The 17,979-nt window shown below is 59.1% G+C and carries 15 protein-coding genes; 14 read left to right on the top strand and 1 reads right to left on the bottom strand.

Annotation, left to right across the window (positions count from 1 at the left end):
• Positions 1-108 precede the first annotated feature (108 nt).
• From JFU48_RS21500 to JFU48_RS21455, 10 genes are all read left to right on the top strand, one after another.
• Entirely contained in the window at positions 109-978 is an 870-nt protein-coding gene (locus JFU48_RS21500; RefSeq protein WP_201137592.1) for a phospholipase, read from the top strand.
• 66 nt (positions 979-1,044) lie between these two features.
• Entirely contained in the window at positions 1,045-1,950 is a 906-nt protein-coding gene (locus tag JFU48_RS21495) for an AraC family transcriptional regulator (RefSeq protein WP_003225137.1), read from the top strand.
• Positions 1,951-2,291: 341 nt separating this feature from the next.
• Complete coding sequence (locus JFU48_RS21490; RefSeq protein WP_201137591.1) at positions 2,292-3,602, top strand: ABC transporter substrate-binding protein; 1,311 nt, start codon at positions 2,292-2,294, stop codon at positions 3,600-3,602.
• Between the two features lie 156 nt (positions 3,603-3,758).
• Positions 3,759-4,685: a carbohydrate ABC transporter permease gene (locus JFU48_RS21485; RefSeq protein ID WP_003225141.1), complete on the top strand. Its 927-nt coding sequence runs from the start codon at positions 3,759-3,761 to the stop codon at positions 4,683-4,685.
• An 8-nt stretch (positions 4,686-4,693) separates the two neighbouring features.
• Positions 4,694-5,524, top strand: a complete 831-nt coding sequence (locus JFU48_RS21480; RefSeq protein WP_003225143.1) for a carbohydrate ABC transporter permease — start codon at positions 4,694-4,696, stop codon at positions 5,522-5,524.
• A 165-nt stretch (positions 5,525-5,689) separates the two neighbouring features.
• Positions 5,690-6,793 carry an ABC transporter ATP-binding protein gene (locus JFU48_RS21475; RefSeq protein ID WP_201137590.1) on the top strand — a complete coding sequence of 368 codons (1,104 nt, stop codon included), beginning with the start codon at positions 5,690-5,692 and terminating at the stop codon, positions 6,791-6,793.
• A 17-nt stretch (positions 6,794-6,810) separates the two neighbouring features.
• The gene (locus tag JFU48_RS21470) at positions 6,811-8,283 is read left to right on the top strand and encodes a mannitol dehydrogenase family protein (RefSeq protein WP_201137589.1); all 1,473 of its coding nucleotides are present in this window, start codon (positions 6,811-6,813) and stop codon (positions 8,281-8,283) included.
• Between the two features lie 135 nt (positions 8,284-8,418).
• The gene (xylB, locus tag JFU48_RS21465; RefSeq protein WP_201137588.1) at positions 8,419-9,915 is read left to right on the top strand and encodes a xylulokinase; all 1,497 of its coding nucleotides are present in this window, start codon (positions 8,419-8,421) and stop codon (positions 9,913-9,915) included.
• A gap of 13 nt (positions 9,916-9,928) precedes the next feature.
• Positions 9,929-10,867, top strand: coding sequence for a carbohydrate kinase family protein (locus JFU48_RS21460; RefSeq protein ID WP_201137587.1), 939 nt, complete (start codon positions 9,929-9,931; stop codon positions 10,865-10,867).
• A 43-nt stretch (positions 10,868-10,910) separates the two neighbouring features.
• Complete coding sequence (locus JFU48_RS21455) at positions 10,911-11,531, top strand: transglycosylase SLT domain-containing protein (protein ID WP_003225153.1); 621 nt, start codon at positions 10,911-10,913, stop codon at positions 11,529-11,531.
• Positions 11,532-11,674: 143 nt separating this feature from the next.
• On the opposite strand, the gene JFU48_RS21450 is transcribed toward JFU48_RS21455, so the two are convergent.
• On the bottom strand, positions 11,675-12,976 hold the full coding sequence (locus tag JFU48_RS21450; protein WP_103483531.1) for an OprD family porin: 1,302 nt from the start codon (positions 12,974-12,976) through the stop codon (positions 11,675-11,677).
• 374 nt (positions 12,977-13,350) lie between these two features.
• Here JFU48_RS21450 and JFU48_RS21445 point away from each other — a divergent pair, with 374 nt between their 5' ends.
• From JFU48_RS21445 to JFU48_RS21430, 4 genes are read left to right on the top strand one after another with little or no spacing between them, the layout of a single operon-like run.
• Positions 13,351-15,423, top strand: coding sequence for a type VI secretion system Vgr family protein (locus tag JFU48_RS21445; protein ID WP_201137586.1), 2,073 nt, complete (start codon positions 13,351-13,353; stop codon positions 15,421-15,423).
• Positions 15,420-16,268, top strand: a complete 849-nt coding sequence (locus tag JFU48_RS21440; RefSeq protein ID WP_201137585.1) for a DUF4123 domain-containing protein — start codon at positions 15,420-15,422, stop codon at positions 16,266-16,268. Before JFU48_RS21445 ends, JFU48_RS21440 begins: the two co-directional genes overlap by 4 nt.
• On the top strand, positions 16,265-17,122 hold the full coding sequence (locus JFU48_RS21435; RefSeq protein WP_201137584.1) for a hypothetical protein: 858 nt from the start codon (positions 16,265-16,267) through the stop codon (positions 17,120-17,122). Before JFU48_RS21440 ends, JFU48_RS21435 begins: the two co-directional genes overlap by 4 nt.
• Positions 17,115-17,972, top strand: a complete 858-nt coding sequence (locus JFU48_RS21430) for a hypothetical protein (RefSeq protein ID WP_201137583.1) — start codon at positions 17,115-17,117, stop codon at positions 17,970-17,972. Before JFU48_RS21435 ends, JFU48_RS21430 begins: the two co-directional genes overlap by 8 nt.
• Positions 17,973-17,979 lie beyond the last annotated feature (7 nt).

The raw sequence follows: 17,979 nt of genomic DNA, 5'->3' as shown, positions 1-17,979 counted from the left end.
AGAGTGTTGACTTGTACTTTCTCCGAGCAAGCCAAAGAATGTTTTTCGAACTGAAGCAACTATCTTTCGGGTCGTAAACTCTCAACTTTGTCTGCAACGGAATGCACCATGAATAATTACCCGTACAAAAACTGGATGACGACTGCGTCCGCCATCGACGCCTTGACCCTCGGCGAAGTTCTCTGGCCTGGCGCACATAACGCCGGACTGGATTACGACTTCTCGTATCCGGCCTATCTCCAACCCGCAAAAAACTGGTTCGTCTGCCAGGATGGCCCGTTCATTCAGCAACTGAGTGAAGGTGTGCGCGCCTTCGACTTGCGCCTGCATTCGGACGAACACTGGCTGGGCATCAAGAAGTTTCACACCTTTCACGGCCTGAAACTGTTCCGCGGGCGCTCCCTGAGTGAACTGATCAAGAGCCTGGAAGTGTTCCTCGATGAGCACCCGGGCGAATTCGTCGTCCTCGACATTCATGAACTCAAGGGGGTCGACAACAAGCCTTTTGATTATCAGGGCTTCCATCAGGTCATCATGAATCATCTGGCGCCGCGACTGATTCCCCGGAGCAACAGCCACTTGACGCTGGGGCAACTTAAACAAGCCGATTCACTGCAACGAGTGGTGTTGGCCAGTGAATGGCATCCCGACTTCAATTCGCCGCTGTACTGGCCGAATATCCGTCATGAATGGAGCGGCAGTGACATCACCTCTCCCGAGCAACTCAAGCAACACATCACGAAAACCCTGGCCAACCCGCCGCGATCCGGCACCTTGTGGTCATTGTCCGCCACCAGTTACGGCGAACTGGCCGGCGTCAAACGAATTACCAACGAACTCAATCAATGGTTTGGCCCGGACTCGGGATGGGCGCCCAAGTGCAGCATCATCAATGCCGACTTCATCGGTGGCACGCCACTGATCGAGTATTGCCAGCAGATCAACCACGCCAAAGGTCTCAGGAAGGCCCGGGGCTGAGACGCTGGCACTGGCCGGAGCGTGCGTGCATGATGGACGTCAACATGACAACAGAATGCATCGGACATGACCCGGGCCACCCGAATCACTGATCCCTCCTACGAGTTGATGGACGACCATAACGGCCTGTCCATCATCTACCGCCAGCACGGTTTTCCCTGTCCGCTGGTGCGCTGGCATTTCCACAAGGAATACGAACTGCACCTGATCGTCGCCAGCTCCGGCAAAGTATTCATTGGCGACTACATCGGTAACTTTTACCCGCAGACACTGTTCCTCACCGGGCCCAATCTGCCGCACAACTGGATCAGCCAGGTGGCCGAAGACGAGGTGGTGGAAAAGCGCGACATGCTGGTGAACTTCACCGACGAGTTGTTCGAAGGCGGGCATCTGGTGTTTGCCGAACTCAAAACCCTGACACCCCTGCTGGAACGCGCGCAGTACGGTATCGAGTTTCGAGACAAGGACACGATCCGCCAGGCCATGACCCTGATGCAGCAGATCGCCGATACACGCGGCATTACCCGTCTCGGGTACTTTTTCATCCTGATGGAGCTGCTGGCAGCCACTGACGACTATCAATTGCTGTCCGGTGCCACCAACACACAACTGGCCGACGAGCACAATATCGACCGCACCAACCGCGCGGTGGATTACATCTTCAGCCACTACGCCCGCGAGCTGACCCTGGAAGAAGTCGCCGAGCATCTGGGGATGAAACCGACTTATTTCAGTCGCGTGTTCAAACAGGCCACCGGGCGCAACTTCATCGAATTCGTCAATCGTCTGCGCATCAGCAAATCCTGCGAGCTGCTGGCCGATGGCGACAAACCGGTGACCGACGTGTGCTTCGAGTCGGGGTTCAACAACATTTCCAACTTCAATCGGCGCTTCCAGCAACTCAAGGGCATGACGCCGTCGCACTATCGACGCCTCGCCGTGCAGCGCCTGACTGAACAAAACCTCGGCTGATACCACCGCCCCCTGCAGGAGTGAGCCTGCTCGCGAAAGCGCTGTATCAATCAACTGATCGGCAAACTGACACAGCGCTTTCGCGAGCAAGCCCGCTCCCACAAAAAGCATCCGACGCGATGAAACCTGTACTGATTCGATAGCCCCTCCCCGCTGAAAACCCCTTCCCTGCATTTACTGCAATAAACCCCAGTGCAAAAAAGTATTGATTCGAGTGCGACGGATGATTTGTCAGCCCGTCGATTGAGGGCTGTAATCAGTGCACATTCTTCCTGCACAGGAAGACACAAAAACAATAACTGTCCTTCTGCCTCCCAACGGACGCAGAAAAGGAGTGCACGATGCAACCCACTGCAAAAGCTCTGCTTGCCCTCACCTGCATGACCCTCAGCAGCGTCAGCCTTGGCGCCCAGACCCTGACCATCGCCACCGTCAACAACAGCGACATGATCCGCATGCAAAAGCTCTCGAAAACCTTCGAGTCCGAGCATCCGGAGATCAAGCTCAATTGGGTGGTGCTGGAAGAAAACGTCCTGCGCCAACGCCTGACCACCGACATCGCCACCCAGGGTGGCCAGTTCGATGTGTTGACCATCGGCATGTACGAAGCGGCACTCTGGGGTGCCAAGGGCTGGCTCGAACCGATGAAGGATCTGCCGGCCACTTATGCCCTCGACGACGTGTTCCCGTCGGTACGTGAAGGCCTGTCGGTCAAGGGTTCGCTTTACGCACTGCCGTTCTACGCCGAAAGCTCGATCACCTATTACCGCACCGACCTGTTCAAGGATGCCGGGCTGACCATGCCCGAGCGCCCGACCTGGGAACAGATCGCCGGCTTCGCCGAAAAACTCACCAACAAGGATAAAGAGCAGTACGGCATCTGCCTGCGCGGCAAGGCCGGCTGGGGCGAGAACATGGCGCTGATCACCACTGTCGCCAATGCTTATGGCGCGCGCTGGTTCGATGAAAAATGGCAGCCGGAATTCACCGGCCCGGAGTGGAAAAACGCGCTGAACTTCTACGTCGACACCATGAAGAAATCCGGCCCGCCGGGCGCCTCCAGTAACGGGTTCAACGAGAACCTGGCGCTGTTCAACAGCGGCAAGTGCGCAATCTGGGTGGACGCTTCCGTCGCTGGCTCGTTCGTCACCGACAAGACCCAGAGCAAGGTCGCCGATCACGTCGGCTTCACTTTCGCGCCGCATCAGGTTACCGATAAGGGTTCGGCATGGCTGTATTCGTGGGCGCTGGCAATTCCGACCAGCTCCAAAGCCAAGGACGCCGCCAAGGCGTTCAGTGCCTGGGCCACCTCCAAGGAGTACGGTGAACTGGTGGCCAAGACCGATGGCATCGCCAACGTGCCACCGGGCACCCGCGCTTCGACCTACAGCGACGCTTACATGAGCGCCGCACCGTTCGCCAAGGTCACGCTGGAGTCGCTGAAAGCGGCGGATCCGAGCAAACCGACGTTGAAACCGGTGCCCTATATCGGCATTCAACTGGTGACCATTCCTGAGTTCCAGGGTGTGGGCACCCAGGTCGGCAAACTGTTCTCGGCGGCGCTGATCGGCCAGACCACGGTGGACCAGGCCCTGGCCGCCGCGCAGCAGACTACCGAACGCGAGATGAAGCGCGCCGGTTATCCCAAGTAACCACTGAACGACTTGCTCCTGCCTCCTGTGGGAGCGGGCTTGCTCGCGAAAACGGTGGGTCAGTGTCATGTGTATTGACTGACACGGCGCCTTCGCGAGCAAGCCCGCTCCCACAGGGGATCTCCATAGGTCTTGTATGACTCGGTTGTGATCACCATGAATACTTCAACTGCCAAAGCCCACCTCGACCTGTCGCAACCCCAGCGCAAAGTCCGCGTACGCAATCCTGGCTGGTTTCTGGTCAGCCCGTCGGTGGCCCTGTTGCTGCTGTGGATGATCGTGCCGCTGGGCATGACCATTTACTTCTCGATGATTCGCTACAACCTGCTCGATCCGGGGGTGAACGAATTCGTCGGGCTGGAGAACTTCACCTACTTCCTGACCGACTCCGGTTTCCTGCCCGGCGCCACCAATACCCTGTTGCTGGTGGGCAGCGTGCTGTTGATCAGCGTGGTGTTCGGGGTGTTGATCAGCGCGTTGCTTGAGGCCAGCGAATTTCTCGGACGCGGCATCGTGCGGGTGATGCTGATTTCACCGTTCTTCATCATGCCCACCGTCGGTGCGCTGATCTGGAAGAACCTGATTTTCCATCCGGTGTCGGGAATCCTCGCCTACGTCTGGCGGCTGTTTGGCGCCGAACCGGTGGACTGGCTGGCGCACTATCCGCTGCTGTCGATCATCATCATTGTCTCGTGGCAATGGCTGCCGTTCGCGATCCTGATCCTGATGACCGCCATGCAGTCCCTCGACCAGGAACAGAAAGAAGCTGCACGCCTGGATGGCGCCGGTCCGGTGGCGATCTTCTGGCACCTGACCCTGCCACACCTGGCGCGGCCGATTGCGGTGGTGGTGATGATCGAAACGATCTTCCTGCTGTCGGTGTTCGCCGAGATTTTCACCACCACCAACGGCGGCCCCGGCTACGCCTCGACCAACCTCGCCTACCTGATCTACAACCAGGCGCTGGTGCAGTTCGACGTCGGCATGGCCTCGGCGGGCGGCTTGATTGCCGTGGTCATCGCCAACATCGCGGCGATCATTCTGGTGCGGATGATCGGCAAAAACCTGACTGACAAAGCCTGAGGCCTGCCATGACTCTTCAACAATCCCGCCGGCTGCAAAGCCTGCTGCTCGGCACCCTGGCCTGGGCCATCGCGATCGTGATTTTCTTCCCGATCTTCTGGATGGTGATGACCAGTTTCAAGACCGAAATCGACGCCTTCGCCACGCCACCGCAGTTCATCTTCACGCCGACGCTGGAGAACTATCTGCACATCAACGAGCGCAGCGACTACTTCAGTTTCGCCTGGAACTCGGTGGTGATTTCGTTCAGCGCCACCGCCCTGTGCCTGCTGATCGCGGTGCCCGCCGCCTACTCGATGGCGTTCTACGAAACCCAGCGCACCAAGGGCACGCTGCTGTGGATGCTCTCGACCAAGATGCTGCCGCCGGTGGGCGTGCTGATGCCGATCTACCTGCTGGCCAAGAGTTTCGGCCTGCTCGATACACGCATCGCACTGATCGTGATCTACACCCTGATCAACCTGCCGATCGTGGTCTGGATGATTTACACCTACTTCAAGGACATCCCCAAGGACATCCTCGAGGCCGCGCGTCTGGACGGCGCCACCCTGTGGCAGGAAATGGTCCGCGTGCTGCTGCCGATTGCCAAGGGTGGGCTCGCTTCGACCGTGCTGCTGTCGCTGATTCTGTGCTGGAACGAGGCCTTCTGGTCGCTGAACCTGACCTCGTCGAAAGCCGCGCCACTGACCGCGCTGATCGCCTCGTATTCAAGCCCTGAAGGCTTGTTCTGGGCCAAGTTGTCGGCGGTCTCGACCCTGGCTTGTGCGCCGATCCTGATCTTCGGCTGGATCAGCCAGAAACAACTGGTGCGCGGCCTGTCGTTCGGTGCCGTGAAATGAATCCCACCAAACCCACACAACCCCCTGTAGGAGTGAGCCTGCTCGCGATAGCGGAGTGTCTTTCAAGAATGATGTCGACTGACACGGCCCCATCGCGAGCAGGCTCACTCCTACAGAAAAGCCCGTCTGGCTCAAACGAATAACAACACCTGGAGGCCCATCACCATGGCCAACCTGAAAATCAAGAATCTGCAAAAAGGCTTCGAAGGTTTCTCCATCATCAAGGGCATCGACCTTGAGGTGAACGACAAGGAATTCGTGGTCTTCGTCGGCCCGTCCGGCTGCGGCAAATCGACCCTGCTGCGGCTGATCGCCGGGCTGGAAGAAGTCAGCGGCGGCACCATCGAACTCGATGGCCGCGACATCACCGAAGTCAGCCCGGCCAAGCGCGATCTGGCGATGGTGTTCCAGACCTACGCGCTGTACCCGCACATGACGGTGAAAAAGAACATGTCGTTCGCCCTCGACCTGGCCGGCGTACCGAAAGCCGAAGTCGAGAAAAAGGTCGGCGAAGCGGCGCGCATCCTCGAACTCGGGCCGATGCTGGAGCGCAAGCCAAAACAACTGTCCGGCGGCCAACGGCAACGGGTCGCCATCGGCCGGGCCATCGTGCGCAATCCGAAGATCTTCCTGTTCGACGAACCGCTGTCCAACCTCGACGCTGCGCTGCGCGTGCAGATGCGTCTGGAGCTGCTGCGTCTGCACAAAGACCTGCAAGCGACAATGATCTACGTGACCCACGATCAGGTCGAAGCGATGACCATGGCCGACAAGGTCGTGGTGCTCAATGGCGGCAAGATCGAGCAGGTCGGCTCACCGCTGGACCTCTATCACAACCCGGCCAACCTGTTCGTCGCCGGTTTTCTGGGCACGCCGAAAATGGGTTTCCTCAAGGGCAAAATCGCCCGTGTCGACAGCCAGACCTGCGAAGTCTCGCTGGATGCCGGCACGCGCATCACCCTGCCGTTCAACGCCGCCAACTTGAGTATCGGCAGCGCCGTGACCCTGGGCATTCGCCCGGAACATCTGGAACTGGCGCAACCAGGCGACTGCACCCTGCAAGTCAACGCCGACGTCAGTGAACGTCTGGGCAGCGACACCTTCTGCCACGTCACCACCAGCGCCGGCGAAGCCCTGACCATGCGCGTGCGCGGTGACCTGGCGAGCCGCTATGGCGAGCAACTGAACCTGTACCTGGACGCCAGCCATTGCCACCTGTTCGACGCCAATGGCGTGGCGCTGACCCGCCCGCTGCGTGCGGCGGCCTGAACTTCGAGACTTGCCCGATGAAACTGAATAAACAAAACCTGCATCGCCTCGCTCCCGAGGTGCAACTGCCGGCCTACAGCCTCAGCGACACCCGCCAGGGCATCGCACACATTGGCGTCGGCGGCTTTCACCGCGCGCATCAGGCGTACTACACCGATGCACTGATGAACACCGGTCAGGCACTGGACTGGGCGATCTGCGGCGTCGGCCTGCGCGCTGAAGACCGCCGCGCCCGTGACGACCTGAAGGAACAGGACTACCTGTTCACCCTGTTCGAACTCGGTGACAGCGACGACACCGAGGTGCGGGTGATTGGCGCGATCCGCGACATGCTCCTGGCCGAAGACGGCGCGCAGGCGCTGATCGACAAACTCGCCGATCCGCAGATCCGCATCGTCTCGCTGACCATCACCGAGGGCGGCTACTGCATCGACGACAGCAACGGCGAGTTCATGGCGCACCTGCCACAGATTCAGCACGATCTGACAAATCCGCAAACGCCGAAAACCGTGTTCGGTTTCCTCTGCGCCGCGCTGGAAAAACGTCGTGGCGCGGGCACGCCGGCGTTCACCCTCATGTCCTGCGATAACCTGCCGCACAACGGCGCGGTCACCCGCAAAGCCCTGCTCGCCTTCGCCACCCTGCGTGACCAGGGGCTGCGCGACTGGATCGAGCAGAACGTCAGTTTTCCCAACGCCATGGTTGATCGCATCACGCCGATGACCAGCACCGCGCATCGCCTGCAACTGGCCGACAAACACGCGGTGGACGATGCCTGGCCAGTGGTCTGCGAGCCGTTTGTGCAATGGGTGCTGGAAGACAAATTCGTCAACGGTCGCCCGGCCTGGGAACAGGTCGGCGTGCAGTTCACCGATGACGTTTCGCCCTACGAAGAAATGAAGATCAAACTGCTCAACGGCAGCCACTTGGCGCTGACGTATCTGGGTTTTCTGAAGGGCTACCGCTTCGTTCACGAAACCATGAACGACCCGCTGTTCGTGCGCTACATGCGTGCGTACATGGACCTCGACGTCACCCCACAACTGGCGCCGGTACCGGGCATCGATCTGACCGACTACAAAAATACGCTGGTCGCGCGCTTCTCTAATCAGGCGATTGCCGATCAGCTGGAGCGGGTGTGTTCGGATGGCTCGTCGAAGTTTCCCAAATTCACCGTTCCGACGATCAACCGCTTGATTGCCGATGGTCAGGAAACCAGGCGTGCGGCGCTGGTGGTGGCGGCTTGGGCGCTGTATCTGAAGGGAGTCGACGAGAACGGCGATACCTATGCGATTCCTGATCCGCGGGCGGAATTTTGTCAGGGGCTGGTGGCGGATGATGCGCTGATTACCCAGCGGTTGCTGGCGGTCGAGGAAATTTTCGGCACGGCGATTCCGCGGTCGGCGGCGTTTGTCGCGGCGTTCGAGTGGTGCTGCAACAGCTTGCGTGAGGTGGGTGTGACGCGCACTTTGGAGCGGGTTTTGGCCTGAGTTCAGCGGTGAAACCACCGACGCCTTCGCGAGCAAGCCCGCTCCCACAGGGGAACGCGTTTCACAATGTGGGAGCGGGCTTGCTCGCGAATGGCAGCCTCACCCTGGCAAACCTGACACCCTGAGGACCTCACTGTGACCACCCGACAACTCTTCCTCGGCATCGACTGCGGCACCCAGGGCACCAAGGCGATCATCCTTGATGCCGCCAGCGGTCAGGTGCTCGGCGAAGGCGCCGCTACCCACACGATGATCAGCGGCGCCAACGGCCGGCGCGAGCAGGACACTCAACAGTGGCTGGACGCCTTCGCCCTCGCCACCCGCCGCGCCTTGCTCGCCGCCAATATCGACGGTCAGGCGATTCTCGGCATCGGCGTCTCCGGTCAGCAACACGGCCTGGTGCTGCTCGACGATCAGGGCCAGGTGCTGCGTCCGGCCAAGCTGTGGTGCGACACCGAAACCACTGATGAAAACGACCGTTTGCTCAAACACTTGGGCGGTGAAAAAGGCTCACTGGAACGCCTCGGCGTGGTCATCGCGCCGGGCTACACCGTGTCGAAACTGCTCTGGACCAAAGAACAACACCCGGAGGTGTTCTCGCGTATCGCGCGCATTCTGCTGCCCCACGATTATCTGAATTACTGGCTCACCGGCCGCGCGTGCAGCGAATACGGCGACGCCTCCGGCACCGGCTATTTCAATGTCCGCAGCCGCCAGTGGGACTTGCAACTGCTGCGCGACATCGACGCCACGGGTCGCCTGCAAGCGGCGCTGCCGGAGCTGATCGACGCGCATCAGGCGGTCGGTACGCTGCTGCCTTCGATTGCCGAACAGCTCGGCCTCAACCCGAATGCACAGGTCTCCAGCGGCGGTGGCGACAACATGATGGGCGCCATCGGCACCGGCAACATTCAGCCGGGAGCGATCACCATGAGCCTCGGTTCCTCCGGCACGGTGTACGCCTACGCCGCAGCGCCAAAGGTCAGCGCGGATGCCTCGGTCGCCACGTTCTGCTCATCCAGCGGTGGCTGGCTGCCGCTGATCTGCACCATGAACCTGACCAACGCCACCGGCGCAATTCGCGAACTGTTCGACCTCGACCTGGAGCAATTCAATCAACTCGTGGCCCAGGCGCCGATCGGTGCCGAAGGCGTGAGCATGCTGCCGTTCCTCAACGGCGAACGCGTCCCCGCCCTGCCCCATGCCACCGGCAGCCTGCACGGCTTGACCCTGAACAACCTGACCCAGGCCAACCTGTGTCGCGCCGTGGTCGAGGGCACCACCTTCGGTTTGCGTTATGGACTGGATCTGTTGCGCCACAATGGTTTACAAAGCCGCAGCATTTGCCTGATCGGCGGCGGTTCGAAAAGTGCGGTGTGGCGGCAGATCGTCGCCGACATCATGAACACCCCGGTGATCTGCACCGAACACAGCGAAGCCGCAGCCCTTGGCGCGGCGATTCAGGCGGCGTGGTGCAAATCATGGTCGAACGGCCACGAGGACACTTTGGCCGATCTGTGCCAGCGCTGCGTGAAGCTCGATCTGCACAGTGAAACCCTGCCGATTGCCGCCAATGTCGCGGCGTTCCAGCAGGCCTATGAACGCTATCAACAGCATGTCGCAACCCTATAAAGAGCAAACAATTATGTATTTGGTGTGTGGCGAAGCTCTGTTCGATTTCTTCAGCGAAGACGATGCCAGCGGTCTGGCCTCGAAGGTGAATTTCAAGGCGATTGCCGGCGGCTCGCCGTTCAACGTCGCGGTCGGCTTGCGCCGTTTGGGCGTGGATTCGGCGCTGTTTGCCGGGCTGTCTACCGACTATCTCGGCCGGCGTTTGCAGCAGGTGCTGCAGGATGAAGGCGTGCGTGCGGACTACCTGATCGACTTCGCCGCGCCAACCACGCTGGCGATGGTCGCGGTCGGCGCCAACGGTTCGCCGCATTACAGCTTTCGCGGCGAGGGCTGCGCCGATCGCCAGTTGAGCCTCGCCCATTTGCCGCAGTTGAGCACCGAAGTACGCGGCTTGCACATCGGCTCGTTCTCGCTGGTGGTGCAGCCGATCGCCGACACCTTGCTGACGCTGGTGCAGCGTGAAAGCGGCAAGCGGCTGATCACCCTCGACCCCAACGTGCGCCTCAACCCGGAGCCGAACATCGACCTGTGGCGCGAGCGCGTGGCGACCCTGGTGCAACTGGCCGACATGATCAAGGTCAGCGACGAAGACCTGAGCCTGCTGTACCCGGAACAGGATCCGCAGCGCGTCATCGAAGGCTGGCTGCAGCATCGCTGCCAGTTGGTGTTCCTGACCCGTGGCGGCGAAGGCGCAACGGTATTCAGTCGCGCTCACGGCTCATGGTCGGTACCGGCGGTTTCAGTAAAAATCGCCGATACCGTCGGCGCCGGCGATACCTTTCAAGCGGCGCTGATCACCTGGTTGACTGAACAGGGGCTGGACTCGGTCGAAGGGGTTCAAGCACTCAGCCGCGAGCAGATCGACACGATGCTCAGGTTTGCCGTACAGGCGGCCGCCCTGACCTGCAGCAAAACGGGTCCGGATTTGCCCTATCGTCAGCAGTTGAGGTGAGCGCGTAAACTGTCGCCCTTTTTGCGCGCATGGGGATGACGGTTTGATTTCGGGGCGGACGGCGGGACTTTTGATACTGGCGGGATTACTCAGCGGCTGCGGCACCTCGCCGCCGCGTTCGCCGGAAGACATCTGCGCAATCTTCCGCGAAAAAAGCGACTGGTACGACGCCGCGCAAGTCACGCAAAAGCGCTGGGGCGTGCCGATCCAGGTGCCCTTCGCGATCATGTATCAGGAGTCCGGCTATCGCTACGACGCCAAGACGCCGCGCAAATACCTGCTGTGGGTGATCCCGTGGGGCCGGGTCACCACCGCGTCGGGCTACGCCCAGGCCAAGGATGAAGTCTGGTCCGACTACCAGAAAAGCACCGGCAGACACGGCGCCGATCGCGAAGACTTCGACGACGCCATCGACTTCGTCGGCTGGTACATGGACAAGACCACTTCGATCAACGGCGTGTACAAGTACGACGCCTACAACCAATACCTGAACTACCACGAAGGCTGGGGCGGTTTCCGCAACAAGACCTACGCCAGCAAGGCCTGGCTGATGCCGACTGCACGCAAGGTGCAGGCGCGTTCCGACGTGTATGCGCGGCAGTATGCCGGGTGCAAGGACGATCTGAATCGCGGCTTCTGGAGCCGGTTCTGGCATTGGTTGTAGTGGTGCCTGCAAAGACGCCTTCGCGAGCAAGCCCGCTCCCACATTGGATCAGCCATGAACACAGATTTTGTGCTCCGCGCTGATCCCCTGTGGGAGCGAGCCTGCTCGCGAAAGCAATTGATCAGGCGCCACCGCTCTATCGGTTACAACACCGAAAAGTTGTAACTCACAATCAACCGGGTCTCATCCACATCCCGCGCAAACTTTTCATAGTTGGTGCGGTACGTCGCATTGCGCAGACGCAGGCTCACATCCTTGAACGTGCCCGTCTGGATCACGTACTTCAGCTCGCTGTCGCGCTCCCACTCTTTGCCTTCCTGATCGCTGCCCGGGACCTTGATGTGGTCACCGTTCACATAGCGGGTCAGGAAGCTCAGGCCGTTGATGCCGATGGCCTTGAAGTCATAGTCATAACGCAGCTGCCAGGAACGCTCCTGCGCCGCGGCGAAGTCGTTGACCTGCACGTAGTTGACCAGATACGGGTTGCTGCCATCGAGGTACGGCATCGAGTTGTCACCGTTCATGCGCTGCCAGCCGGCACTGAAGGTGTGGCCGCTGATGCCATAGGAAAGCATGCCGCTCAAGGCGCGGTTGTCGATCGAACCGGCACGCTCAGCACCGCTGTCGGCACTCTTGATCACGCGCAGATCGGCCTTCAGCACGCCATCGCCCAGTGGCTGATTGCCGAGCAAACCGATGAAGTGCTGACGGTAGATGTCTTCCAGTTCGGCGTAGTGATACTGCGCGGTCAGGCGATCGTTGATCTTGTAGTCGAAGCCGTACATGTCGAAATGATCGGCGGTGGTGTTGCAGGCGTAGCGCTTGTTCTTGCAGTGCACGCGGATGTCTTGCGAGTCGGTGGAGTCGCGCGCGGTGTACTTGTCCAGACGCGCGGCCATGAAGGTCAGATCCTTGACCTCTTTGGAGGTCAGCATCGCACCGTTGAACAGGGTCGGCAGCAAGCGACCGTCGTTGTACTTGAGCAGCGGCAGATCCGGCAGCAACGCGCCGTACTTCAACACCGTGTCCGAGACCTTGACCTTGGCGGTCAGGCCCATTTTCGCGTACTGGCCCTTGGAGCCGCGCGGGTTGTCGCCGCTGGACGGCAGCAAGCCGCTGTTGCTGCGATCAGGGCTGGAATCGAGCTGGAAGCCGAGCATGCCCAGCGCATCGATACCGAAGCCCACCGTGCCCTCGGTGTAACCCGATTGCAGATTGAGAATAAAGCCTTGAGCCGACTCTTCACGCTTGGAAGCGCCCTGCTCGTTGGAGGTGTGCCCATCACGGAAATCGCGGTTGAAATACACCGTGCGCGATTCGATTTTCGCCGTGGTGTCTTCGAGAAAACCGCTGGCCTGAGCCTGCGCGGCAAAACCGGCGCACAGCACAACGGCGCCGAAGCCAAACGAGTGGCGCGGGGTGATGAGGGGAAATGGGGGACGCATGAAAAACTCCAACAGTACAGCGTTTGCGCCGGGGCGCAGTTAGCCAGAAAAATAGCTCCCGTCCCGGGTCAAAAACAGCCGGGAAGAAGTGGACACGCAGGGGTGAGGCGCAATGATGGCAGATGGCTTTTACGGGCTGAAGGCGACTTTAGTCTGAAACTGACTGGCTATTCTTTGTCCTGCAATTGGCTAAAACCGCGTGCTGACCAATGGCTCACGACTGCGAAGTCCCCGGTTTCATTGGGCCAAAAAGCCGATCTAAGGGTTTTCCCTATACGTCGCAGACCCCATCCCTACGGCATTTGCGCCTTGAACGGGGCGGTTTAATCCTCCATCATCCGTCACCTGCTTATTCAATGGACGGAATTCAAGGCATGCTGGACGCCAACGCTACCCACATTACCCTTACGCTCGAAGGCGCCTCCGCCGACCTGCAAGTGCTCAGCTTCACCGGTCGCGAAGCCCTCAACGAGCCTTTCCGTTTCGACCTCGAACTGGTCAGCGCCCGCCCCGACCTCAAACTCGAAGAGCTGCTGCACAAGCCCGGCGTCCTGACCTTCGGCGCCACCGGCGAAGGCAAGATCCACGGCCTGGTGTACCGCATCGAGCAAGGCGATTCCGGCAAGACGCTGACCCGTTACAGCATCAGCCTGGTGCCGCAACTGGCCTATTTGCGGCACAACCATGACCAGCAGATTTTCCAGAACCTCACGGTGCCGAAGATCATCGCCCAGGTGCTGGAAGATCGCGGCATCCTCGCCGACGCCTACAGCTTCCAGCTCAACGCCGAGTACCCGCAACGCGATTACTGCGTGCAGTACGACGAGTCCGACCTGTACTTCATCCAGCGCCTGTGCGAAGAGGAAGGCATCCACTTCCACTTCCAGCACAGCAGCAGCGGGCACAAACTGGTGTTCGGCGACGATCAGACAGTGTTCCGCAAACTCAAGGCCGTGAGCTACCAGCAAGACTCCGGCATGAGCGCCGACAAACCGGTGATCAAACGCTTCAACCTGCGCCTGGAAACCCGCACCACCCGCGTCAGCCGCCGCGACTACGACTTCGAAAAACCGAAGATCCTGCCCGAAGGTGCGGTCAAATCCGAGTTCGCCCCGGACCTCGAAGACTACGATTACCCCGGCCGCTTCACCACCCGCGAGCGCGGCAAATTCCTCTCGACCCGCGCCCTCGAACGCCATCGCAGCGACTACAAACTCGCCGAAGGCAAAGGTGACGAACCGACCCTGACCAGCGGCCACTTCCTGACCCTGGCCGAACACCCGCGCGCTGAATGGAACGACTTGTGGCTGCTGCTGGAAGTCATCCACGAAGGCAAACAACCGCAAGTGCTCGGTGAAAACGTCACCAGCGACGTCACCGACAACAAAAGCGATTTCCACCAGGGCTACCGCAACAGCTTCCTCGCCACTCCGTGGGACGCGCACTACCGCCCTGCCCTCGAACACCCGAAACCAAAAGTCCTCGGCAGCCAGACCGCGGTCGTCACCGGCCCGGCCGGCGAAGAGATCCACTGCGACCAGTACGGCCGCATCAAGGTCCAGTTCCACTGGGACCGCGACGGCCAGTCCGACGACAAAACCACCTGCTGGCTGCGCGTCGCCAGCGGCTGGGCCGGCGCCGCCTACGGCGGCATCGCCATCCCGCGCATCGGCATGGAAGTCCTCGTCACCTTCCTCGAAGGCGACCCCGACCAGCCACTCGTCACCGGCTGCCTGTACCACAAGGAAAACGTCGTCCCCTACGACCTGCCGGCAAACAAGACCCGCAGCACCTTCAAAACCCTCAGCTCCCCGGGTGGAAAGGGCTACAACGAGTTCCGCATCGAAGACAAAAAGGGTGTCGAGCAGATCTACATCCATGCTCAGCGGGATTGGGATGAAAACATCGAGCACGACCAGAAGATTCGTGTGGGCAATGAGCGGCATGACACGGTTGAGGCCAACACCCTGAGCGAATTCAAGGTTGAGGAGCACCGGATTACCCATCTGGATCGCATCAGCGAGATGCGCGCGGATGACCACCTCACGGTGGGCGTGACGCAGCATGTGAAGGTCGGTACGGCGCAGTTTGTCGAGGCTGGGACCGAGATTCACTATCACGCGGGTGAGAAAGTGGTGATCGAGGGTGGCATGGAGCTGACCGCCAAGGCTGGTGGGAGTTTTGTGAAGGTGGATGCCGGTGGTGTGACCATCAGCGGGGCTGAGGTGAAGGTGAATACCGGTGGTGCGCCTGGCGCCGGTACCGGCATCGGGATTCTGGAACCTGTCATACCGTGGGCCGCAGCGAAAGACAAAGCAGGTGCCCTGCTCATCCCGGCCGCCGCACAGATGGCCTTGGCCAAAGCCGCTCGCGCTGCCGGCGACATACGTTGCCCGATCTGCGAAGCCTGCCGCGAAGGCAAATGCGATCTTGGAGCTACAGCATGAGCGAAGCACTCAACAACTGGCTAGGCGAACAGGCCAGACTCAATCGCGTGCTGATTCTGGCACTGGACAGCCTCGCCGAACCCAATCCGGTCACCTCGCTGTACAGCGCCGGCGTCATGCAACGCTCGGTACAACTTTACCGCCGTACCGAATACGCGCAGTTCGCCGCCATCAGCCCATGGCTGACCGAATTACAGAACCCGGGCAACGATGCGTTCCGCAGCCTGCTCGATGACCCACAGCGCAACTGGGGCTGGATCGGCAGCATGGACAAGGCTGATCTCGACAGCCTTACTCAGCACTGGATTGCCCGTATGGTCATCGACGAAGACGGCGAGCGCTCGCTGTTCCGCTTTCAAGACAACCGGGTTCTGGCCCGCTGCCTGGGCAACATGAAAGAAACCGAATGGCCGCTGCTGCTCGGGCCAATCAGCAGCGTGCTGTATTGGGACCAGGATCAATGGAAAAGTGCAGATAACAGTAGGTCTGGGATGTATCTGGTACCGAATCCGGCGCCATGGCTACGCACTCCGGAGTCGGGCGAGCAAGCCAGAAGCATCCTGCGAGACAACCTCAAGCGCTGGTTACTGACCTATCACGTCGATGCGGCTGCCACACTGGCCGAAACCCGAGTTGTCAGTGAATGGCTTGAGGAGCAAATGGACCTGCTTGAGGCTTGGGACTGGCGCACACCGGAACAGCGCGAAATGATGCTGAGTCATCGTCTGTCCCCAGCTTGCATGACCGATGTCGCGTGGGAACCCCTTTCGGCGGAGACGCCCGAAGTACATTTTGCGCGTTGTCAGGGAGTGTTCAGTAATCCAAAAGCAGGCGTCCTAGCTTGAGAATCAGTCTTTGCCCTGCGATGGCAGTGCTACCGGCACTGGCCGGATGCAGCTTCGCGCAACAGATTGCCGAAAGCAGCGTGAGTTACTACTCAAGCGACCATTTCACCTTGGTCGCCAGCGTACCGGCGAACTTCGGTTTCACCTCTAAAGCACACTACTACCCAAAACCGGGCCAGACCTGCGAGGTCTACAGCTCCGGACTTGGCGGCTACGTCACCCGTCAACAGCAGAAGTCCAATACGGTTGAAGCAAAAGCGGAAGCGCAGACTGCGTCTACGGATATACCGCTGGAATATCACATTGCGGGGTGTTCGATGGCGCTTGGCAGGGTTAGTTATGAGGTGAGCGGGAGGTATGGCGCAGGATCTTCAGACCGCAATTATGATCAGGCTGGTGGCTTATCTATTAGGACGTCTACAGTAGACAGTCGCTCAGAAAAAATACCAAGCACCATAGAGCAGAGAGGCTTGTGCTCCTGGTTGTTCCAGATCAGTAAATCCAAGGCCAAGTTAGGAGAAATAGAAAAACTTTTGTCATGCCATGCAACCGATGAAAACTGGTCGTTGAAAAAAACCAGTTATGAAACGAGGAAGCCAGGTGGCTCCATCGCATTAAATAGACTTGCAAACATAACTGTAAAAGTTGAGTTTCGCCTTTCCAATGAAGAGCAGCCTTCAATTGGCGATACATGGATAAAATTTCCTGGCGGTTGGAAACCATGCCTTGGAAAGGGCCCGAATGACCCTTTCGGGTTCTGTCGTGGTGACAAAGACTTCAAAACCTTCAGAATGAATGGTCGTGTATGCACCATCTATCCCAACTGCGCAGAACAGGGAGTAGTTAATGAGTAATCGAAATTTCTCACACAGCGTCCGAACTGTGTTTTTCCTTGTTCTGCCATTGATAGGCGCATGCAGTTTTGCCGGTCAGATGGCGAAGGACTCAGTAGAAGGTGTCACGAGCCACTACAGCAGTGACCACTTCATATTAGTTGCGACCATCCCTGCGAACTTTGGTTTTACATCGAAAGCCAAGTACTCGCCTAAAAAAGGTGAGAAATGCGAAGTCTACAGTCCCGGTCTTGGTGGAAATGTGATACGCCAACAACAAAAATCTAATAACACTGACGCGAAGAACGTTGAACAGACTGTGTCTACAGACATTCCGCTGAAATATAACATCGCTGATTGCTCCATGGAACTCACCCGCGTTAGTTATGAGCTAAGCGCCTCATACGGAACAGGTGCGAGGGATCGCGACTTAGAGCTCGCAGGAGGCTTAACCGTAACAGACACTAGAGGCGCCCAAGATCAAGTTTCTGCAAATGCTTCTGAGCAGCGTGGAATTTGCAGTTGGCTTTTTCAAATCAGCACAGCGAAGGCAAAAAAAGACAATATTGAGAAGATATTGTCGTGCAGCGCCGCCGATCAAAACTGGAACGTTCCCGACGATTACTCGAAGAGAAAAAAGCCCGGAGGAGCTGTAGCCAGAGACAAACTCAACAAAAAAATAGTTACTGTTGTATTCCACTTCTCTGAGATTGAAGAACCGTCGAAAGACAACCGCTGGATCAAGACAAATCTAGGCTGGAAGCCTTGCCAAGAGACCGCTGAATCTGTTCGCTGCGGAGTTCCTCCTATCTTTAGAAGCTTCAAGATAAATGGAAGAGAATGCAGTATTTACCCGACCTGCAGTGAATAAGGACATA

The organism is Pseudomonas sp. TH49 (assembly GCF_016650625.1).
GTDB classification, from domain to species: Bacteria; Pseudomonadota; Gammaproteobacteria; order Pseudomonadales; family Pseudomonadaceae; genus Aquipseudomonas; species Aquipseudomonas fluorescens_H.
Note: the sequence above shows the minus strand (reverse complement) of the source record. Positions and strands in the feature narration are given on the sequence as shown.